The sequence below is a fragment of the Lysobacter sp. Root916 genome, assembly GCF_001429785.1.
In the GTDB taxonomy this organism is placed as follows: domain Bacteria; phylum Pseudomonadota; class Gammaproteobacteria; order Xanthomonadales; family Xanthomonadaceae; genus Lysobacter.
Window position 1 is genome coordinate 205,970 of sequence record NZ_LMJF01000015.1, and the last position, 21,633, is coordinate 227,602.

General features: G+C 68.8%; 21 protein-coding genes. 8 read left to right on the forward strand and 13 right to left on the reverse strand.

Going from position 1 to position 21,633, the window contains the following annotated elements:
- Positions 1 to 343 precede the first annotated feature (343 nt).
- Positions 344 to 1,201, reverse strand: a complete 858-nt coding sequence (locus ASE35_RS17565; protein ID WP_056176267.1) for a PA4780 family RIO1-like protein kinase — start codon at positions 1,199 to 1,201, stop codon at positions 344 to 346.
- A gap of 95 nt (positions 1,202 to 1,296) precedes the next feature.
- Between ASE35_RS17565 and ASE35_RS17570 the strand changes: the two genes are divergently transcribed.
- From ASE35_RS17570 to ASE35_RS17585, 4 genes are all read left to right on the forward strand, one after another.
- Complete coding sequence (locus tag ASE35_RS17570) at positions 1,297 to 2,007, forward strand: rRNA pseudouridine synthase (protein WP_057164647.1); 711 nt, start codon at positions 1,297 to 1,299, stop codon at positions 2,005 to 2,007.
- 95 nt (positions 2,008 to 2,102) lie between these two features.
- A complete protein-coding gene (locus ASE35_RS17575) occupies positions 2,103 to 3,332 on the forward strand; it encodes a WG repeat-containing protein (protein WP_057164648.1) in 1,230 nt (409 codons plus the stop codon).
- A gap of 74 nt (positions 3,333 to 3,406) precedes the next feature.
- A complete protein-coding gene (locus tag ASE35_RS17580) occupies positions 3,407 to 4,288 on the forward strand; it encodes a hypothetical protein (protein ID WP_157489545.1) in 882 nt (293 codons plus the stop codon).
- Positions 4,289 to 4,341: 53 nt separating this feature from the next.
- On the forward strand, positions 4,342 to 4,782 hold the full coding sequence (locus tag ASE35_RS17585; RefSeq protein ID WP_057164650.1) for a hypothetical protein: 441 nt from the start codon (positions 4,342 to 4,344) through the stop codon (positions 4,780 to 4,782).
- A gap of 21 nt (positions 4,783 to 4,803) precedes the next feature.
- Here the strand turns inward: ASE35_RS17585 and ASE35_RS17590 are convergent, their stop codons facing one another.
- The 9 genes from ASE35_RS17590 to trxA all read right to left on the reverse strand — a co-directional run bounded on the left by ASE35_RS17590 (position 4,804) and on the right by trxA (position 17,243).
- Positions 4,804 to 6,465: a CHASE2 domain-containing protein gene (locus tag ASE35_RS17590; RefSeq protein WP_235568647.1), complete on the reverse strand. Its 1,662-nt coding sequence runs from the start codon at positions 6,463 to 6,465 to the stop codon at positions 4,804 to 4,806.
- Positions 6,462 to 8,135, reverse strand: coding sequence for a FecR domain-containing protein (locus tag ASE35_RS17595; protein ID WP_057164651.1), 1,674 nt, complete (start codon positions 8,133 to 8,135; stop codon positions 6,462 to 6,464). The genes ASE35_RS17590 and ASE35_RS17595 overlap by 4 nt, the downstream gene beginning before the upstream one ends.
- Before the next feature lie 385 nt (positions 8,136 to 8,520).
- A complete protein-coding gene (locus ASE35_RS17600; protein WP_057164652.1) occupies positions 8,521 to 10,326 on the reverse strand; it encodes a DUF885 family protein in 1,806 nt (601 codons plus the stop codon).
- 124 nt (positions 10,327 to 10,450) lie between these two features.
- Positions 10,451 to 11,242 carry a queuosine precursor transporter gene (locus ASE35_RS17605; RefSeq protein WP_056176246.1) on the reverse strand — a complete coding sequence of 264 codons (792 nt, stop codon included), beginning with the start codon at positions 11,240 to 11,242 and terminating at the stop codon, positions 10,451 to 10,453.
- Complete coding sequence (locus ASE35_RS17610) at positions 11,239 to 12,399, reverse strand: PQQ-dependent sugar dehydrogenase (protein ID WP_200957053.1); 1,161 nt, start codon at positions 12,397 to 12,399, stop codon at positions 11,239 to 11,241. Before ASE35_RS17610 ends, ASE35_RS17605 begins: the two co-directional genes overlap by 4 nt.
- A gap of 226 nt (positions 12,400 to 12,625) precedes the next feature.
- Entirely contained in the window at positions 12,626 to 13,297 is a 672-nt protein-coding gene (locus ASE35_RS17615; protein ID WP_057159668.1) for a DUF502 domain-containing protein, read from the reverse strand.
- A gap of 212 nt (positions 13,298 to 13,509) precedes the next feature.
- Positions 13,510 to 15,528: a bifunctional serine/threonine-protein kinase/formylglycine-generating enzyme family protein gene (locus tag ASE35_RS17620; RefSeq protein ID WP_082611349.1), complete on the reverse strand. Its 2,019-nt coding sequence runs from the start codon at positions 15,526 to 15,528 to the stop codon at positions 13,510 to 13,512.
- Between the two features lie 264 nt (positions 15,529 to 15,792).
- Positions 15,793 to 16,245 carry a DUF4442 domain-containing protein gene (locus ASE35_RS17625; protein WP_057159667.1) on the reverse strand — a complete coding sequence of 151 codons (453 nt, stop codon included), beginning with the start codon at positions 16,243 to 16,245 and terminating at the stop codon, positions 15,793 to 15,795.
- A 125-nt stretch (positions 16,246 to 16,370) separates the two neighbouring features.
- The gene (gene trxA / locus ASE35_RS17630; protein ID WP_057164654.1) at positions 16,371 to 17,243 is read right to left on the reverse strand and encodes a thioredoxin; all 873 of its coding nucleotides are present in this window, start codon (positions 17,241 to 17,243) and stop codon (positions 16,371 to 16,373) included.
- 133 nt (positions 17,244 to 17,376) lie between these two features.
- On the opposite strand from trxA, the gene ASE35_RS17635 reads away from it, so the two are divergent.
- The 3 genes from ASE35_RS17635 to ASE35_RS17645 are packed head-to-tail and all read left to right on the forward strand — an operon-like array spanning position 17,377 to position 18,826.
- On the forward strand, positions 17,377 to 18,006 hold the full coding sequence (locus ASE35_RS17635; protein WP_057164655.1) for a hypothetical protein: 630 nt from the start codon (positions 17,377 to 17,379) through the stop codon (positions 18,004 to 18,006).
- Between the two features lie 23 nt (positions 18,007 to 18,029).
- Complete coding sequence (locus ASE35_RS17640) at positions 18,030 to 18,230, forward strand: helix-turn-helix transcriptional regulator (RefSeq protein WP_343123526.1); 201 nt, start codon at positions 18,030 to 18,032, stop codon at positions 18,228 to 18,230.
- Entirely contained in the window at positions 18,227 to 18,826 is a 600-nt protein-coding gene (locus tag ASE35_RS17645; protein WP_235567163.1) for a DUF998 domain-containing protein, read from the forward strand. Before ASE35_RS17640 ends, ASE35_RS17645 begins: the two co-directional genes overlap by 4 nt.
- A gap of 3 nt (positions 18,827 to 18,829) precedes the next feature.
- Here ASE35_RS17645 and ASE35_RS17650 read toward each other — a convergent pair whose 3' ends face one another.
- The 3 genes from ASE35_RS17650 to ASE35_RS17660 are packed head-to-tail and all read right to left on the reverse strand — an operon-like array spanning position 18,830 to position 21,129.
- Positions 18,830 to 19,081, reverse strand: coding sequence for a SemiSWEET transporter (locus ASE35_RS17650; RefSeq protein WP_056176222.1), 252 nt, complete (start codon positions 19,079 to 19,081; stop codon positions 18,830 to 18,832).
- Between the two features lie 45 nt (positions 19,082 to 19,126).
- Positions 19,127 to 19,810 (reverse strand): penicillin-insensitive murein endopeptidase, encoded by a 684-nt coding sequence (locus tag ASE35_RS17655; protein WP_057159664.1) that lies wholly within the window; start codon positions 19,808 to 19,810, stop codon positions 19,127 to 19,129.
- Between the two features lie 11 nt (positions 19,811 to 19,821).
- Positions 19,822 to 21,129: an amidohydrolase family protein gene (locus ASE35_RS17660; RefSeq protein ID WP_057164656.1), complete on the reverse strand. Its 1,308-nt coding sequence runs from the start codon at positions 21,127 to 21,129 to the stop codon at positions 19,822 to 19,824.
- A gap of 178 nt (positions 21,130 to 21,307) precedes the next feature.
- Here ASE35_RS17660 and ASE35_RS21375 point away from each other — a divergent pair, with 178 nt between their 5' ends.
- A complete protein-coding gene (locus ASE35_RS21375) occupies positions 21,308 to 21,469 on the forward strand; it encodes a hypothetical protein (protein WP_157489547.1) in 162 nt (53 codons plus the stop codon).
- The last annotated feature ends 164 nt before the right edge of the window (positions 21,470 to 21,633 follow it).

The window sequence follows — 21,633 nt, forward strand, 5'->3', positions numbered from 1 at the left end:
GCCTTCCTTGGTTCAGAAATATGAACGCGCTATTTGTGCCAATTGCGCTGCTGATGAATGCAGCAAGGCACTCGAATAGCGCTTGAAATTATGCGGATCGGCTTCGGATTCGGATCGCCACGCCGACCGGGGCGTCATCGGCATGCCGCATCGCGTTGCTCGGTTCGGCTGGTCTTCGCGACGGTCTGGGGCTGCATGCGCGAGTCGGAACCGCGCATGCGAGCAGCCAGGCTCGTGTGTGCCGGTTTGCCGCGTGGGGCGCCCCGTCGGAGCCCGCTCGAACCGCGACACGTCTCGCCAACGGCCGGCATCGCGATGGTGCGCGCGCACGGCGCGCCGACACTCACTCTTCCGCGGCCGCCGCTTCGCGCCCCTGCTGCCGGATCAAGGCTTCCTCGCGCGCGTCGTTGATCGCGTCGCGCACGCTGCCCAGGTCGACCGTCGATTCGTCGTGCACGAAGGTGCCGGTGAGTTCGCTGTCGGGGTGCAGCTCGCCGGCCTCGAACAGGGCCCACATTTCCTCGGCGTACCAGGTGTCCAGCAGCTCCGGCGCCCAGGCGCCCAGGCTGGCGGTGAGGTTGTTGACGTCGCGCAGCAGCATCGCGCGCGCGGCGTTGTTGCCGGCGGCGCTGACGACCTGGGGGAAGTCGATGATGACCGGGCCGTCCGGCGCGACCAGCACGTTGTATTCGGACAGGTCGCCGTGGATCAGACCCACGCACAGCATCTTCACTACCTGGCGGACCAGGAAGCGGTGGAAGCCGCGGGCCTGGTCCGGCGCCAGTTCGACCTCGCCCAGGCGCGGTGCGGAGTGGCCGTCGGCGTCGGTGACCAGCTCCATCACCAGCACGCCGTGGAAGTAGCCGTAAGGCTCGGGCACGCGCACGCCGGCGTCGCGCAGCTGGTATAGCGCGTCGACCTCGGTGTTCTTCCAGGCGGTTTCCTGCTGCTTGCGCCCGTACTTGGTGGCCTTGCCGATCGCACGCGCCTCGCGGCTGCCGCGCACCTTGCGGCCTTCCTGGTACTGCACGCGTTGCTGGAAGCTGCGCTGGGCCATGTCCTTGTAGACCTTGGCGCAGCGCACTTCGCTGCCGCAGCGGACCACGTAGACCGCGGCTTCCTTGCCGCTTTTCAGCGGGCGCATCACTTCATCGATCACGCCGTCGTCGATCAGCGCCTGCAAGCCGGAGGGAGTCTTCATCTAGTCCTATGAGCGCAATCGGTCCGGTGGAGAGGGGTTTTCCGCCGGGCACCGGCGTATCTTTACACTTAACGCCTTCCCCGCCGACTTTTTCCATGTCCGAGCCCCTACGTCTAGATAAACGCGTCGCAGAATTGACGGGCTGTTCGCGTGCGCAGGCCCAGCAGTACATCGAGGGCGGTTGGGTCCTGGTCGACGGCGAGGTGGTGGAAGAGCCGCAAGCGCCGATCTCGAGCCAACGGGTCGAGTTGGATCCTCAGGCGCGGCTGGAGCCGGCCGAGCCGGCGACGATGCTGCTGCACAAGCCGGCCGGCATGGACTTCAAGGACACGCCCGGCCTGGCCCTGGCGGCGACGCACGCCGAGGGCGATCTGTCCGGGGTGCGCCTGCTCAAGCGCCATTTCCACAACCTGACCCCGCTGATGCCGATCGACGCCGAGGCCTCCGGCCTGGTGGTGCTGAGCCAGGACGGCCGCACCTGGCGCCGCCTGACCGAGGACTACGCCCAGATCGAGCAGGAGTTCGTGGTCGAGGTGAGCGGCGAGCTCGGCCCCTACGGCTTGAAGCGGCTGGCGCAGGGCCTGGAATACCGCGGCCGTCCGCTGGCGCCGTGCAAGGTCAGCTGGGCGAACGAGAACCGGCTGCGCTTCGCGATCAAGAACGTGATGGGTGGGCAGCTGCGGCACATGTGCGCGCAAGTCGGTTTGCAGGTGGTGTCCAGCAAGCGTCTGCGCATCGGCCGCATTTCCTTGAGCAAGATGCCGCTGGGCGAGTGGCGCTATCTGCCGGTCGGCGAGCGCTTCTGAGGCGTCGCGGGGAGATGCCCGCTGTTGCAATGGCCGGCAACGGGATCGCGTGAAGTTCTTTCGCGCGGGCGCCTGAGCATGCAAACATCGGGCCTATGAGCAAGCTGGCCAGGATCGCCGCAATCGTTGCGCTTTTTTCGCTGACGGCGTGCGCGCCCGTCCGCTACTACCAGGCCATGACCGGCAAGGAGATGCCGGAGCCCAAGGCGACCGCCATCGTGGAGCGCGGACAGCGCGCGCCCTCGCATCACAAAGTCGCGACGCTCGGCGACGGGCTGTATCTGGTACGCATCGACCGCAAGGGCGATGCGGCCTACGGCGTGGTGGACCGACGCAAGCTCGTCGTGATCCCGATCGGCTATCAGCACATCACCGATCTGGGCGATCAGGGCCTGAGCGCTATCGGCTTGCAGAGCGTGCGCCACTTCGATCGGCAGGGCAACGAAGTATCGGCCACCGTGTTCGAGGATGAGCTGCACTTCGTCAACGGCCAGGCGATCGCGACCATCCGGCCCTCGGGCGGGGATTTCAGGGACGATCTCTACGGCGTCATCGGCCAGGACGGAAAGACCGTCATCCCGTTCGAGTACCTCAACATCGTCGGAGTCAGGACGAAGCTGCGCCCGGACGTCTCCTGGTATCAGGTGCAGCGCGATATCGCTCGGCCGGGAGAGCCGAGAAAGGTTCGCCGCGGCATGCTCGATGCCCAGGGGCGGGTCGTGCTGCCGATCGAGTACTACGAGGTTTCGCCGGGCTACGCGGTCGATGGCCTCGACCATGGTTGGGCCCGAGTGTCCGAGCAGGAGTACAAGAGCTTCACCGTCAATTTCATCACCGGCCTGCGTATGACCAGGCTAGGCGGAAGCTACTACGGGCGCACGGTGGGCTACAGCAGCTTGCTCAATCCGGAGCCGGAAGCGCTCAATCAGTACGAACGGATGCAGTGGCGCAAGGCCAACGACGAACGTTATCGGCTGGAGTTGTTCGATACGCATGGCAAGCGGGTGTACGACCAGAGCGATATCAACGACACCTGGGACCTGAGCGGACTCACCGCGGTCTGGCGTGCGCAGCGCATCGCCCTGCTCGATGCCGACGGACGTCCGCTGACGGAATTCAAGTACGACCAGATCAAGGACTACGGCGGCGGGCAGGCCCTGATGGTCGTTGCCGGCCGCACAGTCTGCATCGACGCCGCCGATCCGCCGGGCACGGAACGGGCCGCGCGCGACTGCGCCAAGGCCACCACCAAGCGCGACGCGGGCAAGCGGCGACAGCGCGGCCCGGTCGCCTTCCCCGCGAGCTATCCCCGTTATGGAGGTTGAGCCCGCGGAGCATCGGCAGTGAGTTGCGACCCGAGCTGCGGCCGAGCCGATAAACAACGCGAATGGGATTGAGCATGGACATGCATCGCTACTGGAACGATCCCGCGCACGCGACATGTCCTGCGATCGCGGCCTTTCTGGAGACTTGGTGCGAATCCATGCCCGATGACCAGGGCCGACATTGGCTGCAGCCGCTGGAGGGCGTGGTGCGCGATACGCGGTCGGGCGCAGGCGTGCAGACCGCGCGCCGTATCCAGGCGCTGGATTGGCTGGTGCGCGAGTACGCGCCGTTGTGGTTGGAGGCCGATGGAAGGCCGCAGCTGGCCGAGCACGCGACTGCATTGCGAGGCCTGCGAGCGCCATCGTTGAAGGGAGCTCCCTTCGCCGCAAGCACGCGTTCGCAAATGAGGACGATCTCGGTCGCCTGCAGTGTCCTTCCCGATGCCTATTTCGACAGGGTGTCGCGCGTGACCGACAGCACGCAGCTGGCGGTGGCGAGCGAGCAGGCTTCGGTGCTGGGCGTGGCTGCCTCGCAGGCCATCAAATCGACCGCAGCAGGAGACAGTGCCGGCTCGGCCGCCGTTGCCGCGATCGCCACCGACCCGGCGCTGGCCGAAGATTGGAACCCCGTGACGTCTGGGGTGTTGTCCATCGCCACCAGCACGATGCATGGACGCATCCTGCTTGCGGTGCACGAGGGCCTTACGCCCAGGGTGGACGCGGTGGTCGTGCCTGCACTGGAGCGCGCCGGCGTCGATTTTTCGCAGGCCCTGAGCCAAGCCCAGTTCGAGAAGACCTGGCGCAAAGTACGACGTATCGCCGAGCAGGCGGTGGACGGCGACGAAGCGCTGTACGACGAAGCCTGGCGGACGGGTTGGGACGCGATCGGCGGTACAGTCGAGGCTGCACAGAGCAGCGCATTCGAGCTGTTGGTGCGAATGGTCGAGCAACGATGATGACAGCCGGTCTTGGCGATTTTGGCGGCGCGATCTTCGTGGCGGGCTGATTCGTGCTCGCGCTGGCCTTCGTCTGCTTCCGGTACCGAGCCTTCTTCGTTCTGCTGGTGCTGGGCCCGCTCATGATCTTGGCGGGCGCCTGGCTCATCGGTTGGTGGGCAGCGCTTTTGCTCGTCACCTTCGTCGCGGTGCTTGCGCTGGCGATGAAGATCGTCGTCTTTCGCGACGAAGCCTATCTGAAAAATTGTCCGGTCTTCGCGTCGGCGCCGTTGCGGACGATCACCGCGAAAGATGGGTTCGAATACAGGTTGCACATCGCGCCGGTGAAGTCCGGATTCGGTATCGGCTTGGACTTCGATGTGGAGCCCGAATCCGGCGTTTCGAACATACAGACGCGTTGGCGGGAGACGTTTCCGGATCGCGCTGCGGCGCAGTGCGAGCTGATGCGGCGCTTGCGCGACTACATTCCCGCCGATCGCATGCCCGAGGAATGATGCGATGAGCGCGGTCCGCGGCTACTCGGCCTCGACCGATCGCGTCGCCGCATAGCCGTCGCGCCCGTTCTCCTTGGCGCGATACAGGGCGGCGTCGGCCGCATCGAACAAGGTGCGTTCGCGCGTGTGGTTGCCGGGCACGCAGGTATGCAAACCGATGCTGATGCTGACCTTGGCGCCGCCCAGGGCGTCTCCATGGCGCAGGTTGAGCGCGCGCATGTCGGCGAGCAGGGCTGCGGCGACCAGGGCCGCGCCCTCGGCGGCGGTGTCGGGCAGGACGATGGCGAACTCGTCGCCACCGAAGCGCGCGGCGAGGTCGCGTGGGCGGCGCGCGTGCGCGGCGATGATGTGGGCGACTTGGCGCAGCACCTTGTCGCCGGCGCGGTGGCCTTCGGCGTCGTTGTAGGCCTTGAAGTGGTCGACGTCGATCAGGGCCAGGGTCAACGGCGCGCGGGTGCGGCGCGCGCTGGCGAGTTCGCGCTCGAGCACATGATCGAAGCGGCGGCGGTTGGCCAGGCGGGTGAGGGTGTCCAGATGGGCCTGGCGACGCCAATGGCGCAGGTGCCCGATCATCCAGGCCAGGTAGGCCAGCGCGATCGCGACGATCGCGGTCGCGGGCGGAAACCACAGATTGCCCATGCGCAGCAGCGCGATGCTGGCGGCGAGGGTGGCCAAGACGCAGGCGGAGGTCAGCAGCAAGGGGCGCGGGAAACCGGGCACCAGGATGCACAGCACCACCACTAGCACCACCGCGGCGGTGAGCGCGGCGCCCCATTGCGGCGCCAGCGGCACGATCGCGCGACCGTGCAGCAGCATCTCCATCACGTTGGCCTGGTACTCGGCGCCCGGCATGCGCAACTCGTCGGACATCGGGGTCAGAAACGGCGGCGCCAGCCCAGCCGCGGTCACGCCGACCACGACCCAGCGCCCGCGCAGCAGTTCGACCGGCACGCGGCCGGAGATCACGTCGGCGTAGGAGACCTGGGCGAAGCTGCCGGGCGGGCCGGCGTAGCGGATGCGCACATAGTGGTCGCGCGTCCATTGATAGGGCGATCCGCCTTCGCTGGCGGGCCGGCGCAGGCCGGGCAGCGGTCGGCGCGCATACGCCGGGTCGAGGCCGATGGTCGCCAGCGCCAGCGCCGGCCAGCGCGCTTCGCCCAGCCCGGCGCGCAGGTACAGGCCGCGCGCGGTGCCTTCAGCGTCGAGTTCGATGTCGGTGTGGCCCAGCGTGGCCGCTGCCGCGGCCAGCACCGGCGTCGGCAACACTTCCACCGGCGGCCCGTTCTGGCTGGGCGCGGCGGCGATCACCGGCAAGGCCACGCGGCCGTTGCGGCGCAGCGCGTCGGCGAGCGCGAAGTCGTGCGCCTCGCCGCTGCGGTCGGGTTCGGCGAACACCAGGTCCAGGGCGACGCCGCGCACGCCGGCGCGGTGCAGGCGGTCCAGCAGTTGCGCATGCAGGTCGCGCGGCCAGGGCCATTGGCCGAGCTCGCCCAGGCTCTGGTCGTCGACCGCGACCACGATGACGTCGTCGTCGGGCGGGTAGGTCCACGCCGCCAGATGCTGGTCGTAGAAGGCGTCGTCCAGCCACCAGAACGCGCCGCTGGCGCTGATCAGCGCCGCCAGGCCCGCGGCGGCGAAGGCCGCGGCGATACGCAGGGGCCAGGACGACGCGCGGATGTTCACAAGGCCAGCAGCAACAGCAAGGTGGCGCCCGCGCCGGCGTAGCACACGCGGCAGGGCAGACGGATCTGTTGCGCCGGGCTGTATGGCGCGACGTAGCCGTCGTCGTCGATGGTCTGCACGCGCACGTACCAGCGGCCGCCGCCGGGGCGGTCGAGGCTGACCTGCGGCTGCTCGACTTCGCGATCCAGCAGCGGCTTTGCGAAGTCGGGTTTGCGCGCGACCTGGATATGGAAACGTTGGCCCGGCGCCGCGTCCTTCCAGCGCAGGGTCAGTTGGCCTTGCGCGGCTTCGGGCGGCTGCAGGCCCGGATCCACCGGCGCATCGCTGACGTCGAACGTCAGCGCGTCGCCGTAAGGACCGCTGCGGCCGTTGCCGTCGCGCGAAGCCAGGCGCCAGTAGTAGCGACCCGGCGGCAGCGGTTCGGACGGGCGATAGCGCTGGCCGTCCACACGCGTCTGCAGGCGCAGACGCTCGAATGCCGGATCGTCGGCCAGTTCCAGGGTGGTGCCGGCGGCGTCTTCGACGCGCGCCCATTCGAAGCGCGGACGCGGCGTGTGCGCGGTCTCGCCGTCGAGCGGGCGCAGGGTCAGCGGCGGCAAGGGGTGGTCGCTGACTTCGAAGCCGCGCTCGACGTCTTCGCCGCCCAGGCCGTTGGCGGCGACCGCGCGCAGCAGCACGCGATGACGGCCGGGCGGCAGGTCGGCGATGCGCAGGCGGGTGGCGGCGGTGAGCGCTTCGAACAGCAGCACGTCGGGCGCGTCGTCGCGCACCACTTCGATCCGGTACGCGACCGCGTCGGGCATCGCCGCCCAGCTCAGCGTCATCGGCAGCGAGGCCAGTTGGGTGGCGGCATCCTCCAGCGTCGGCGCGGGCAGCAGCCGGGTCGGCGCCGAGGTCGGCGCGCCGCTGGCGGCGACGCTGCCGTAGCCGGGACGCACCAGCACGCCCGCGCCCTGGGCGCCGCCGACCTGGACCTTGCCTTCCAGCACTTCGGTGCTGCCCGGCTGCGCGTCGCCGCCCGCGTTCACGCGGAAACGGGTGCCGCGCACGCTCGATGTCGCCGACGGCGTTTCGATGATGTAGCGCGAAGCCGGACCGCGCGCGGGGATCACCCGGTTAGCGGCACGGCCGCGCTGCAGGCGCATGCGGGTGTCGACCATGCCGGTCTGGCCGTAGGCGCTGAGGCGGTCGAACACGATGCGGCTGTTGTCCATCAGCATCAGGCGCGAGCCGTCGGCGAATTCCAGGGTGGCGCTGGCGCCGGGCCCGGTTTCCAACCAACCGCCGATGCTCAGGCGCAAGCCCTGGCTGGCCGAGGTCACGCTGGCGCGCGAGGACACTTGCGCGCGCACCGCGCCGCGCAGCGCGACCAGACGCGCCTTGGCCGGTTCGATGCGCAACCAGGACACCGGGAAACGCAGCAGGGTGCCGGGCGGCAGGCGATACGGATCGGCGACGCGATTGAGTTGCTGCAGACGGCGCCAGTCGACGTCGGTGCGCAGATGGCGTGCGCTGAGCTCCCACAGGTTGTCGCCCGGTCGCACTCGATAGGTCCACTCCTGGGCCGAGGCCGTGGCGGACAGTACGAGGGTGATCAGGAGGGCGACAAGAAATCGGCCCAGCGGACGCCATCGCCTGGCGTGGTGGGTCGGCACTGCAATGGCGAACATCCGTCTTCCGTGGCTGGCGCTATGGGCTAGGGCAGGATATCGAGCCCAAAATGTGACGGGCCGCGCACTATTATGCGGCTTGACGGTGCCTTGTGGCGATTTTTTCGCCGCCTTGGGTGTGGGCGCGGTGGCGGCCCCTCAGGGCGACGACGGCGCGGCGCCGGCCCTGGCGCAGGCCGCTCAGGGCGGCAGGCGCGGGGTCTGCAAGGGGGGCTGCACCCGAGCGCTGAAGCTGAATGGACACGTCGGGCATGGCTTTGGGCCGCGGCTGCGGTCGGCAGGCCGGGCCTGGACGGGGACCGAGACGGGCGTTGCCCAAGCCCGCCAACCCAGGCAAAGAAAAAGCCGGGCAAGCCCGGCTTCTTCTGTCCGATCGCGGGCCCGATCAGCCCTTCTTGCTGGCGATCCAACGGTCGATCTTCTGCTCCAGCACGTCCAGCGCCACCGAGCCGTCCTTCAGCACTTCGGCGTGGAACTCGCGCACGTCGAACTTCGGGCCCAGTTCCTTTTCTGCCTTGCGGCGCAGTTCCTGGATCTTGAGCTCGCCGATCTTGTAGGCCAGCGCCTGGCCCGGCCAGGCGATGTAGCGCTCGGCCTCGGCGGTGGACTGGGTTTCGCTTTCGGCGGAGTTGTCGAGCATGTACTTGATCACCTGCTCGCGGGTCCAGCCCTTGCTGTGCAGGCCGGTGTCGGTGACCAGGCGGATCGCGCGCCACAGCTCGTTCTGCAGGTAGCCGAAGTAGTCGTAGGGATCGGTGTAGACGCCCAGGTCCTTGCCCAGCGATTCGGCGTACAGGCCCCAGCCCTCGATGAAGGCGGTTTCGCCGCCGAAGCGGCGGAAGGCCGGAATGCCCGTCAGCTCCTGCTGCAGCGCGAGCTGGAAGTGGTGGCCCGGGATCGCCTCGTGCAGGTACAGATCCTCGGCGTCCCAGGTCTTGCGCGTGGGCAGGTCGTAGGTGTTCACGTAGAACACGCCCGGACGGCTGCCGTCCTCGCTGGGGCTGCGGTATTCGCCGCCGGCCGCGGACTGGGCGCGGAAGGGTTCGACCGCGCGGATCTCGAACGGCGCCTTCGGCACCAGCGAGAACTGCTGCGGGATCTTCTGGTTGATCTTGGCTTCCAGCGCGCGGTAGTGCGCCAGCAGGGCGTCCTCGGTCTTGAAGCTGAAGCGCGGATCGGTCTGCATGAACTTGAAGAAGTCCTGCAGCGAGCCCTTGAAGCCGACCTGGGTCATCACCTTGCGGATTTCGCCGTGGATGCGCGCGACCTCGTCCAGGCCGATCTGATGGATCTGCGCCGGGCTGAGGTTGGTGGTGGTGCGCTGACGCGCGTTGAACGCGTACCAGGCCTGGCCGTTGGGCAGTTTGTCGATGCCGACGCTGTCGCGCGTGGCCGGCAGGTATTCGTCGTTGATGAAGGTGCGCAGCTTCTTGTAGGCCGGCAGCAGGCGGCTGGCGATCATCTCGCGGTAGGCCGCGGTCAGGCGCTGCTTGTCGGCGTCGGAGAAGTCCTTGGGCAGGTTGGTGATCGGGCCCCAGAACAGCGTCTCTTCCGGCTTGTCCTTGATCAGCGCGTCCAGCTGCGGGATCACCTTGATCATCAGCGCCTTGGGCTGGACCACGCCGGCCTTCATGCCCTGGCGCATGTTGTCGATCGCGGTGTCGAACAGCACCGGCAGCTTGTTGCCGCGCGCGAGCCAGTTGTCGTAGTCCTTGACCGTCTTGAACGGCTGCGGGCCGGTGCCCGAGCCCAGCTGCACGGCGAAGCTGGCCATGCTGCCCATCTGGTTGATCGGCATCATCCAGTCGGGGAACTGCTCGGAGTCCAGCGAGCTCTTGGCATCGCGCACGAAGGTCTCGTAGCTCAGCAGGTCCTGGCCCTGCAGGCCGGCCGGGCCGATGTCCTGCACGGTCTTGAGCCAGCGCACGGTGAAATCGTGCGATTCCTTGCGGTATTCGGCGGTGCCGAAATCGGGCAGCTGATCGTTGTAGCGGTTGTCGCCCTGGAAGGTGGCCTGGACGGGGTTGAGCTTCAGCATTTCTTCCCAGTACTGGCCGTACAGGGCGGTGAGCTTGGCGGCCTTGGCCTGGTCGGCGGCGGCGGCCTTGGGGGCTTCGGCTGCGTAGCCGGGCGCGATGGCCGCGGCGGCGACCGTCAAAGCGAGTGCGAGAGCGAGCGGGCGCAAGGTCATTACGGGTTCCCAGGAGCGATGAGTCCCCCAGCATGGCCGAGCGGCCGCGCAGCCGCCCCGGTCGGAAGTCACGGATCGCGGCCGGCGCGGCCCCGGATGCGCGCAATCGCGGCGCGCGTCGCGTTCAGGCGGCGGCTTCGTCGCGCAATTGCTGCGCCCGCGCCGCGCCCAGGTAGCGCACGATGACCGCGCGCACCAGGTAGATCAGCGGAATCATCGCGATCGCCGCGAGCATCTTGTAGGCGTAGTTGACCGTACTGACCGCCAGGAACAGCGAGGTCGGCCACTTCTGCGGCCCCAGCACGAAGGCGATGTACAGCACCACGAAGCTGTCCACCAGCTGCGAGACCGCGGTGGAGCCGGTCGCGCGCAGCCAGATGTGCTTCTCGCCGGTGGCGTTGCGGATGCGGTGGAACACGGCCACGTCGATCAGCTGGCCGAGCATGAAGGCCACCAGCGAGCCGGCGATGGTCCACAGGCCCTGGCCGAACACCGCCGCGAACGCGGCCTGGTAATCGGCCACGCCCTGCGACTGCGCCGCCTTCACCCACCAGCCGGCCGGCGCCAGCGAGATCGCGGCGAACGCGAACACGAAGCCGTACACGATCAGCAGCGCGGCCAGCCAGGAGATCGTGCGCACGCCGCGGCGGCCGAAGAACTCGTTGATGACGTCGGTCATCAGGAACACCACCGGCCACAACAGGGTGCCGGCGGTGAAGCTCAGCGAACCGCTCTGGCCGAACAGGTTCCACTGCAGCGGCGCGATCCCGAGCGTGTCCTCGAGCGCGAAGATCTTGACCCCGATGAACTCGGCCAGCACTGCGTTCACGCAGAAGAACGCCGACAGCACGATGAACAAGCGCAGCGCGCGGTCTTCCAGCGTCTTGGTCACGATCCCGGGCGCGGCTGCGCTCATCGTTTCGGTCTCACGTAATAAATCACGCCGTACTTGTCGTCGGTGAACAGGAACGCGTCGCGGCCCATGCGCAGCACGCCGCAGGGGCGGCCGTTGACCTTGGCGCCGTCGAGGAAACCGGTGATCAGGTCGCCGCCGTTGCTGCCGTCGGCGTTGACCCGCACCAGCTTGTACCCATGGCCGATCTTGGCGTTGGTGGAGCCGTGCAGGGCGACCACGTACTGATTGGCGAGGCTGCCGTCGCCGGCCGGGAACCAGTCCACGCCGAGCGCGGAGGCATGCGCGGGGAACCAGCCGAACGCGCGCGGCACCTTGGCGCAGCCGGCGGCGCGCGGGAACTTGGGATCGGCGTAGACCTTGCCGCGGCTGTGGTAGCAATGCGGCCAGCCGTAGTCGGCGCCGTCGGTCAGCTTGAAGAAGGTCTCGTCGGGCTTGTCCAGGCCGAGGTGATCGGAGCCCTGGTTGGTCGCGATCAGGCGGTCGTCGTGGGCGATCAGGCCGACCGCGTTGCGCAGGCCGCGCGCGTACACGCGCGCGCCGCTGCCGTCGGGGTTGTATTCCATCACCGTCGCGCGCACCGGCTCCTTCTCGATGCAGGCGTTGCAGCTGCTGCCGACCGAGACGTACATCTTGCCGTTGTTGGCGAACGCGACCGTGCGGGTGAGGTGCCAGCCGCCGTACTTGTAGCTCAGCCCGTAGTCGGGATACGTCGCCAGCGTCTCGGGCGCCGAGCTGGGCGCGAGATCGCCGGCGCGATAGCGGTAGCGCACCAGCTTGTCGGTCAGCGCCAGGTACAGCCACTGCTGGCCTTGCTTGTCGGTGTGGAAGGCCAGGTTGTTGGGGTTGCGCTGGTCGGTCAGGTAAGGAGTGATGCGGGCGAACTTGGCCTTCTTCTCGTCCCAGCCGTCCAGGATCAGCACGCGGCCCTTGCGGTTGTCGCTGAGGTCGCGCATGTCGGTGAGGAAGATGCGGCCATCGGGGCTGCGCGCGAAGAAGCGGATGCGCTTGTAGCCCTGCGCCACCGGCACGACTTCGAGATTGGCCGGCAGGGTGAGCTTGAAGCTGCGGCCGTCGTCCAGCTTGATCGTCTGCGGCAGCAAGGCCACCGATTCGGTCGCGGCGGCCGGCAGGGCCAGCGCCGACAACAGCAGCGCCAACAAAACGCCCCCTTTGAGTGCGCCCCCTTGGAATGCGCCCCCTTGGAATGCGCCCCCTTTGAAAAAGGGGGCAGACGTCCGCGTAGCGGACGGCGGGGGATTTGCTTTTGCTTTTGCTCCCGCTCCGCGCGAAGCGAAAAGCAAATCCACCCATCCGCTCTTTTTCAGCGGGGAGAACGGCAAAAGGCGGGCGAGTGCGGTGCGTCCTTGCTGGCTCATGCAGGCCTCAATTGGAAGTGGGTGCGTCGGTGGCGACGGGAACGGAGAACGGAATCGTCTCCGGCGATACCGCGCCGCCGGAGATGATGAAGCTCATCGCCTGGTCGACGCTCCAATCGGTCGGGGTGATCTTTTCCACCGGCACGATCTCGAGATAGCCCGAGGTCGGGTTGGGCGTGGTCGGCACGTACACCGCCGCCAGCTCGCGGCCGGTGCCCTGTTCCTTGAGCACGCGGGTGACGAAGCCGATCGACTTCATCTCGGTATGCGGGAAGTCGATCAGCACCACGCGCTGGGTGCCGTCGGGCTTGGTCTGCAGGATGTCGAGCAACTGGCGCGCGCTGGAGTAGATCGTGCTGGCCAGCGGGATGCGCTTGATCAGCGCCTCGAAGCCGCGCAACAAGGTCTGGCCGAACACGCGCCGCGCCATCACGCCCGACAGCAGGATCACGCCCAAGGTCGCGGCCAGGGCCAGCGCGGTGGCGAACCAGCGCTCGGTAAGCCAGCCCAGCGCCTGCGGATTGGTCGCGGCCAGATTGGCCAGCAGCGGGTCGATCAGCGGCCGGCTGGTGTCGGACAACAGCACGAACACGAACTTGACCACCACCCAGGTCAGCCAGATCGGCAGCAGGGTGAGCAGACCGGTGAGGAACAGGCGTTGCAGGTTGGACATGCGCATGGCGCCAGATTGTAGGCGAGCGCGGGCATGCGCGGCGGTGCCGCGATGGGGGCCTGGGTTTGCGGTGGGCGCGGGCCGCGCGCTTCGGACGAGCCGGTACCCGCCACAGGGGCCAGAGGCAACGAGAATCGGGCCGTCGTCGTTGGGGCGGCCGCGCGACGATGCGGTTCGCCTTTGGCTCACCGCATCCTACAAGGGCTCCGCCGACGCGCTTAGCGCTCGCGCACCAGTCGGAAGCCGACGTCGTCGTAGCCGCGCGCGGCGGCCAGGGGGCGCTGGGCCTGGCGACTGCGCCAGGAAGCGCCGCTGGCCTGGCGCTGCTGGCAGTCGCGGCCGCAGTCGCGCAGCCACATCGACAGCGCGCGGCCGGGAGTGTCGTTGAGGTTCTCGGCCTCGGCCGCGGACGGCAGGCGGTAGCGGCGGCCGGTCTGCTGGCTGTACCACTGCGCATAGGCTTCGGCGTCGGCCTGCGAGACGCAGACCACCGGCTCGCCGTCGCCCTGCTTGAAGCCCGGCGATTCCCAGTTGCGCGGCGCCAGCACGCGCAGCAGCGACGCGCGCTCGCGGCACAGCGCCGGGCTGCGGTTGCTGGCGCTGGCGAAGCGTGCGTACTCGGCGCGGCTGACCGGGCGCGGGCTCAGCGCGACGGTGATGCGGCTGTTGTCCTGGGTCAGGCTGCCGACCGCGACCGTCTCGCCGGCGCGCAGGCCGCCGATCGCCTTGGCTTGCGCGATCAGGCGCGCCGAGGTGGCCTTGGGCAGGTCGAGTTCGGCCGCCAGCGCGGCCGAGCGCTGCGCGTCCTCGCGATCGTTGCGCTTGCCGTCCAGTTCGATGCGCGCCTGCAGCGCGGCCACGGCCTGTTCGCGCAACGCGCGCATCGCGGGCGAGTCGGCGCTGCCGGTCTGCTGGGCCAGGGTGGTGGCGTTGAGCATGTGTTCGCGCGCGCGCTGATCGTTGCGCTCGCGCACGGCCGCGGCGAGCTGGTCGCCCAGCGCGCGGGTGAGTTCGGTCACGCCCGCGCGCACGTCCGGACTGGTGCTGTCGGCGTGCCAGGCGGTGAGCAGGCTGTTGTAGGCGTTGCCGTCGGCCGGCGCGGTCAGCTTGCCCAGGCGGATGTAGCGGCGCGCTTCCTCCAGCGAACGCTGCAGCGGCGCTTCCGGCAGCGGCGCGAGCATGGCGTCGGTGGGGTCGCCGGCGGCAGGGCTGGCCACCGCGCTGGCCGGCGCGGCGGCCGCGCGTTCGACCCGGAAGAATTCGTCGTCCTGGGCGCTGCTCAGGCCGAAGCCGATCGCGACCACCGCCACCGCGGCCACCGCCACGCCGGCCCACAGCGGCACCGCCCACTGGCGCAGGCGGTTGCGGCGCGGCATCAGGCGCTTGAGGCTGTGCACGAAACCGCTGCGCTGCACATCGGCCAGCGCTTCGGTCATTTCGGCCGCGTCCTGGAAACGCTGGCCGGGTTGCTTGGCCAACGCGCGGTTCATGAAGCGCTGCCAGTGACGCAGGTGCTGCGGCAGCTTGGGAATCGGATCCTGCGCGTGCATCACCGCCATCGACAGCGCATCGGCGGCCTCGAAGGGCAGGCGGCCGGTCAGCATTTCCCAGCCCAGCACGCCCAGGCTGTAAAGGTCGGCGCGGCCGTCGACGTCTTCGCCGCGCGCCTGTTCCGGCGCCATGTAGGCGGTGCTGCCCACGGCCAGGCCGGCCGCGGTCACGCGCGGGCCGAAGCCGCGCCGCAGGGCGATACCGAAGTCGGCCAACAGCGGGCGCTCGGCGTCGTCGAACAACACATTCTCGGCCTTGACGTCGCGATGCACGACGCCGCGCGCATGCGCGTAGTCCAGCGCCGACAGCAGCGTCTCCATGATCGAGATCGCGCGCGGCTCGTCCTTGCTCAGATCGCGCTGACCCAGATGGCCGCGCGCCAGATACGGCATGGCGTAATAGGGCAGCCCTTCGCGGGTGCGTCCGACTTCGTGGATCACCACGACGTTGGGGTGTTCGAGTCTTGCGATGGTGCGCACTTCGTTTTCGAAGCGGCGGCGGCTGACTTCGTCCGACAGCGCCAACGGCAGCATGACCTTGATCGCGACTTCGCGCGCCAAGCCGATCTGTTCGCCCAGGTATACCGTCGACATGCCGCCGTGATTGATCACGCGGCGCAGGCGATAGCCGGCGATCTCCGGCAACGGCGCTGAGTCTTCGTGCGGATTTTGTGTAGACCTGGACATCGCGGCCCCCTGTCGCGAGTGCCCAGCATACGCTGATGCGTGCCGGGACTGACCACACTCACATCACGCAAATTACGTGAAGACGCGCCATCCATTGTCGCGCACGCCCATTGTGCCTCGTTGCAAGCGCAAGGCGACAGGCCATCGCGTGCGACAGGCGCGCAAGCACCTGGAGTGTGTCGGGAATGGCCCTATTACGTCAGAAATAGACCGTAGCCGGTCTTCACATCCTGCTTGCCGACGTGTTGCGCACAGCGCCGTGCCTCAGTCGCGGCCGGGTTTGCGGCGCACGTAGAGCTGTTTGCGCACGCGCGCGACCACCTCGCCGGCGCCGTCGATCACGTCGGTGTCGAACCAGCGCAGGGTTTTCTCGCCGCCGGCGGTGGCCTCGCGCAGCTCCTGCAACACCTGCTCGTCGAGCGCGAATTCGGCGTGCACGGTGCCGCGGCCGGGCTTCACGAATTCGATCGCGCCGGCCTTGTCCCAGACGATGTAGTCGCGGCCTAGCGCATTGAGCGCGAGCAGCATCCAGAACGGATCGGTCATCGAAAACAGGCTGCCGCCGAAGTGGGTGCCGACGTAGTTGCGGTTCCACGGCCGCATCCGCAGTTCGACCCGCGCGTGACGGTAGTCGGGCGCGATCTCGCGCACCCGGATGCCGCTGAACAGGAACGGCGGCCACAGGTTGAGGCCGAGTTTCAGGGTGTTGGCTTTCATGCGCGGTCGCGGCGGGCGGGGGCGCTCAGCCTGCCATACGCATGCGTATAGTCAAGGGCGGGGAGTGAGCTTGGAGGGGTGAGGAGCGAGCGAAGGCGGGCGCTCGCTCCTGGGGACGGGGCGGCTCAGAACAGCAGCGAGGACATCTTGCGGCGGTAGCGGCCGACCAGGTCTTCGTCCTCGACCACGCGGAAGGCGTCGATCAAGGCCTTGCGCGGCAGGCCGTCCTGGTAGGCGCGGTCGCGGCGCAGCATCTCGATGAACTGCTCCAGCGCGGCTTCGGACTGGCCGCCGATCAGGCGGTGCGCGCCGAGCAGGTGGCGTGCGCGCAGGTCGGTCTCGTCGCTGGCGATCGCCGCCTCCAGCACTTCCGGCGCGGGCGCGTCCTTGAGCAGGGCGGCGAAGCCCAGGCGCGCGCGGGCGCGCAGGGCGCGGTCGTCGGTGGCCAGGTTGGCGGGCAGCCCGTCCAGCAGTTGCTCGGCCTCGTGAGCGGCGCCGGTGCGCAGCAGGGCCAGCGCCAGTTCGAGCTTGCGCTCGTCCTGATCGGGCTCGGCCGCGACTTCGGCGCGCAGGCGCAGCACTTCGGCATGCGGGTCCAGCGTGGGCTCCGGCGCCTCGGCCACGGGTTCCTCGACGGCGGCGGCCGGCTGGATGCCGTGGTGGCTGAGGAATTCGCGCAGCTGGCCCTCGGGCAGCGCGCCCGGGAAGCCGTCGACGAGTTGACCGTCCTTGACCAGGTACACGGTCGGGATCGAGCGGATCTGGAACATGCCGGCCAGCTGCTGCTCGGCGTCCACGTCGACCTTGGCCAGGACGAAGGCGCCGTTGTACTCGCCGGCCAGCTTTTCCAGCAGCGGCCCGAGGGTCTTGCAGGGCTCGCACCAGGCGGCCCAGAAGTCGACCAGGACCGGCGTCTGCAGCGAACGCTGCAGGACCTCGGCCTCGAAGCGGTCGGTGGTGGCGTCGAAGACGTGCGGCTGCGGAGCGGAGACGGTCATGGGCGGTCCTGCGTAAACGATCAGCCGGACATGGTGCCAGCCCGGGGCGAATCCAAGACATGTAAAAAATACTTGACATGCGTTGGAGCAAATGTAATGTACAGCGTACATATTGTCTGGCGGGGAAGACACCATGATGACGCGTAGCTGGGGCTTGGCCGGGTTGCTGGCGGTGGCGGGGCTGTCGCTGTGGCTGCTGATCGCCAACCCGTCGGCGGTGCTGGGCTTCGACGGTGGCAAGGTCGGGGTGGCCTTGCTGGTCACCGCGGCCTGGGGCTCGTTGCTGTTGCTGCATCGGGTACCGCGTTCCGAGTTCGAGGGCCGCGCCGCCCTGGGCGAATGGCGGGCCTGGATCGGCCTGGGGTTCATGCTCGTCGCGGTGGCCTATTACCTGGCCAAGGTGCAGGTGTTCCAGGGCGCCGAGCTGTGGCGCAATCCGGAGGCCGGCGCGGTCGGGCGCCATCTGGTGCTGCTGCTGATCGCCTGGGCGGTGCTGTCGCAGGTGCTGGGCTCGCGATGGCGCGGCGCGGTCGGCGAGGACGAGCGCGACCGCGAGATCGCCCGTCACGCCGCCGATTGGGGCCACGGCGCGCTGATCTTCGGCGTGATCGGGATCGCGGTGACGCTGGGCCTGAGCCCGGCCTCGCGCCTGGCCTGGGCGACGCCGGCGATGGTGTCCAGCCTGTTGGTGTTCGCGCTGATGTGGGGCTGGCTGTGCGAGTACGCGGCCAGCGCGGTCTACTACTGGCGCGATCGGCACTGAGCGCGCGCATGGTCGCCACCCCGATCCGCAACCACATCCGCCGCCTGCGCTTCGAGCGCGGCGAAATGACCCAGCAGGCGCTGGCCGACGCCTGCGGCGTGACCCGCCAGACCATCATCGCGCTGGAGGCCGGACGCTACGCGCCGTCGCTGGAACTGGCGTTCCGGATCGCGCGCGCGTTCGAAGTCGGCGTCGAGGACGTATTCGTATGGGAGTTGCCGTGAAATCCTGGAAATCGATCGCGGCCGCGGCCGCGCTGCTGTCCTTCGTACTGGCGCTGGCGGGTTTCGGCGCGGCGTTCGACGGCTATGCGCATACCCAACATCCGGTCGCGTGGCTGGGCGGCTCGGGCGTGCCTTACGCGCGGTGGTTCAACCTGTTCGCGTTCGTGCTGCCGGGCCTGCTCGCCGCGGCGGTGGCGCTGGGGCTGCGCGAAGCGCTGGCCGGCACGCGCTGGAGCGTGCGCGTGGGTACGCAGCTGGTGTTGTTGTCGGCCTTGGCTTTCGCCGCGCAGGGCCTGCTGCCGCTGGACACGCAGGACTTCGACTCCGCGCCCAGCCGCCTGCATGCGACGGTGTGGCTGCTGTGGTGGCTGGCCTTCGCCGCGGGCGCATTCGCGATCGCGCTGGGCAGCCGCAGCCGCGCGCGTCCGGAGCTGCACACGCTGAGCCTGGCCAGCTTGGTTGCCGCGCTGGCGGTGCTGCTGTTCGCGCTGGTGCTGCCCTCGCTGCTGCCGGCGGGTCTGGCCCAGCGCGCGGCGTTCGCGACCTGGCTGCTGTGGTGGCTGGTCGCGGCGCGCGCACGGGCGGCGCCTCGCTGAGCCTCAGCCGTATTTGAGTTTCAGACCCAGGATGGTCGCCGCCAGCGCGAAGGTGATCGCGTTGGACACGATCATCGGCCAGGAGTGCAGGGCCAGGCCGTAGCCGAACCAGAAGCCGACCCCGAGGGTGAACACCACGTACATGCCCAGCGAGATGCCGCGCGTGTCGCGGCTGCGGATGGTCTTCACCGCCTGCGGCAGGAACGACAGCGTGGTCAGGGTCGCGGCGACGTAACCCATCCATTCCAGATCCATCGCGGCGCTCCCCGTGGTTGCCCGGCCTGGATGCCGAAGCTGATGCTAGCCCCGCAAGGGTTTGCAGGGCAGCAGAAAATCGATGTGGTAGTGCTCGTCGTGGCGCACCCAGGCTTGGCCCTGCATGAAGCGGATATGCCGCTTGAGGTAGGCGCCGCGTCGGGTCCGGTACAGCTGCGGCAGGTAGGCCGGTTCGAAGATCACGCGGGAGATGCCGACGCCCTGTTTCGCGGCCGCGACCTGCACGGCGTGCAGGTGATCGGCGATCGCCTCGAAATCGATGCGCAGCTCGCCGTAACGTGCCTGGGCGTCGAACTCGATGTCGTAGCCGAACCGGTTGGCGATGCTGGTGGGCAAGGCGACCGAGCGTCCGCGTGCGTCCAGCACCGGCACCATGAAATCCACGGCCAGACCGTTCTGGTGGGTGCGATGCGGTTGGATGCGGCCGCCCACGGCCCAGCCGGATTCGCCGTACATGTAGGTGGTCGCGGGGCGCGTACGCGCGAGCTCCGCGTAGGCATCCGCGATCGAGCGTTGCACCTTGGCATGCGCGTAGGTGCGACCCAGTCCCACGCCGACGCTGCTGTAGGGCACGAAATTGCGGCCCGAGCCCGGCAGCTGCACGCCGTGCTCGAGCCGGCCTTTGCCCGGCGTGCCGTAGCAGACGCTGTCGGCCGCGCTGGCCCAGGCCGGCGCCAGCGCGAGGATCAGCGCCGCCAGGCGCCGCATCGCGGGCGACCTCAGTCGGTCGCGCCGGGCTGACGGTAGACCTTGCCGTCCTTCATCACGAAGTCGACCTTCATCACCGCGTTGATATCGGCGATCGGGTCGCCGGGCACGGCGACGATGTCGGCGCGCTTGCCGGCTTCGATCACGCCCTGGTCGTCCACGCCCAACACCTCGGCGGCGCGGATGGTCGCGGCCTGCAGCGCGGTCGCGGCCGGGATGCCGGCTTCGACCATGTAGACGAACTCGCGGGCGTTGTCGCCGTGCGGGCCCACGCCCATGTCGGTGCCGAACGCGATCTTGACCCCGCCGCGGTAGGCGCGGCCGGCGGTGTCCTGGATCTGGGCGCCGATGCGCGCGGCCTTGGGGCGCACCACTTCCGGGAAATAGCCGTCGATCTTGGCCTTCTCGGCGACGAAGCGGCCGGCGTAGATGGTCGGCACGTACCAGGTTCCCTTCTGCTTCATCAGCGACATCACTTCCGGGCTCATGTAGGTGCCGTGCTCGATGCTGGTGACGCCGCCGAGCACCGCGCGCTTCATGCCTTCCTCGCCGTGCGCATGCGCGGCGACGCGGTAGCCGTAATCCTTGGCGGTGTCGACGATAGCCTTGACCTCCTCGACGGTGAACTGCGGCGCGTCGCCGGACTTGGCGTAGGACAGCACGCCGCCGGTGGCGGTGATCTTGATCACGTCGCTGCCGTCCTTGTAGCGCTGGCGCACGGCCTGGCGCGCGTCGTCGATCGAATTGATCACGCCCTCGGTGGGGCCGGGCGGGCCGATCAGGTGCGAGAGCGCGTCGTTGTAACCGTTGGTGGGGTCGGCGTGGCCGCCGGTGGTGGCGATCGACTTGCCCGCGGCCCAGATCCGCGGCCCGTCGACCAGGCCCTGGTTGATCGCGTCGCGCAGATGCGGGCTGACTTCGCCGCCGAGGTCGCGCACGCTGGTGAAGCCGGCCATCAGGGTCTTCTTGGCGAAGCCGACGGAGCGGAACGCGAAGTCGACGTCGTCGAGGCGGAAGCCTTCCGAATAGCTCTGCGGGCTGGACTGCGAGCCCAGGTGCACGTGCAGATCGGTCCAGCCCGGCGTGCAGGTGTGGCTGCTGAGGTCGATCGCGCGCGCGCCGGCGACCTCGGCGCGGCCCGCCAGCACCTCGGCGACCTTGCCTTCGCGCACGACCACGGTGCGGGCGTCGAGCAGCTGGCCGCTGCGCGCATCGAACAACTTGCCGCAGTGCAGCGCGGTCGGGGCTTCGGCGGCGAAGGCGGGCGGGGCGAGGAGGGCGGCGAGGACGAACGATACGGCGGCGGACGGACGAGTCATCGTGGATTCCGGCTGTGCACGTGAAGAATGGGGCGCGCCATACGCTAGCGCACCGAAAGAGAATGCGACCGACTTCGCACATGCCGGTCCGAATGCGGTGACAATCGCCCGCGCGGCCCGGGAATGGGCCGCCGCAGCATGCAAGCGAACCTTTGCGGAAATCAACAGGAGTTCGTCCATGAAACTGACGCTCTGTCTGCTCCTCGCCGTCGTCGCGGTGTTGCCGACCCTGGCCCTGGCGACCACCCAGCCTCTGCTCCTGTGCCCGATCGGGCAAAGGGCGACGCCGGTATACGACAGCAACGGCAAGGTGATTGCCTGGGTGTGCACCAAGCGCTGAATCCGCCGCACCGTAAGGCGCGCCGCGGCCGGCACCGGCCGGCCGCGGCGCATTGCGCGGCCGGCCCGAGGCGGTGGCGACCCTCGCCGGCGGCGGCTGGGCCGGTGCGCGGCACGCGGGAACATCGGCGAAAACGCGCGTAAACCGCTCCTGAGAGGCTTGCG

Coding starts and splice junctions, on each gene's coding strand:
- ASE35_RS17565 (WP_056176267.1), bottom strand. CDS start 1,201: ATGAAGACTCCCTCCGGCTTGCAGGCGCTGATCGACGACGGCGTGATC.
- ASE35_RS17570 (WP_057164647.1), top strand. CDS start 1,297: ATGTCCGAGCCCCTACGTCTAGATAAACGCGTCGCAGAATTGACGGGC.
- ASE35_RS17575 (WP_057164648.1), top strand. CDS start 2,103: ATGAGCAAGCTGGCCAGGATCGCCGCAATCGTTGCGCTTTTTTCGCTG.
- ASE35_RS17580 (WP_157489545.1), top strand. CDS start 3,407: ATGGACATGCATCGCTACTGGAACGATCCCGCGCACGCGACATGTCCT.
- ASE35_RS17595 (WP_057164651.1), bottom strand. CDS start 8,135: ATGTTCGCCATTGCAGTGCCGACCCACCACGCCAGGCGATGGCGTCCG.
- ASE35_RS17600 (WP_057164652.1), bottom strand. CDS start 10,326: ATGACCTTGCGCCCGCTCGCTCTCGCACTCGCTTTGACGGTCGCCGCC.
- ASE35_RS17605 (WP_056176246.1), bottom strand. CDS start 11,242: ATGAGCGCAGCCGCGCCCGGGATCGTGACCAAGACGCTGGAAGACCGC.
- ASE35_RS17615 (WP_057159668.1), bottom strand. CDS start 13,297: ATGCGCATGTCCAACCTGCAACGCCTGTTCCTCACCGGTCTGCTCACC.
- ASE35_RS17620 (WP_082611349.1), bottom strand. CDS start 15,528: ATGTCCAGGTCTACACAAAATCCGCACGAAGACTCAGCGCCGTTGCCG.
- ASE35_RS17625 (WP_057159667.1), bottom strand. CDS start 16,245: ATGAAAGCCAACACCCTGAAACTCGGCCTCAACCTGTGGCCGCCGTTC.
- trxA (WP_057164654.1), bottom strand. CDS start 17,243: ATGACCGTCTCCGCTCCGCAGCCGCACGTCTTCGACGCCACCACCGAC.
- ASE35_RS17635 (WP_057164655.1), top strand. CDS start 17,377: ATGATGACGCGTAGCTGGGGCTTGGCCGGGTTGCTGGCGGTGGCGGGG.
- ASE35_RS17650 (WP_056176222.1), bottom strand. CDS start 19,081: ATGGATCTGGAATGGATGGGTTACGTCGCCGCGACCCTGACCACGCTG.
- ASE35_RS17655 (WP_057159664.1), bottom strand. CDS start 19,810: ATGCGGCGCCTGGCGGCGCTGATCCTCGCGCTGGCGCCGGCCTGGGCC.
- ASE35_RS17660 (WP_057164656.1), bottom strand. CDS start 21,129: ATGACTCGTCCGTCCGCCGCCGTATCGTTCGTCCTCGCCGCCCTCCTC.
- ASE35_RS21375 (WP_157489547.1), top strand. CDS start 21,308: ATGAAACTGACGCTCTGTCTGCTCCTCGCCGTCGTCGCGGTGTTGCCG.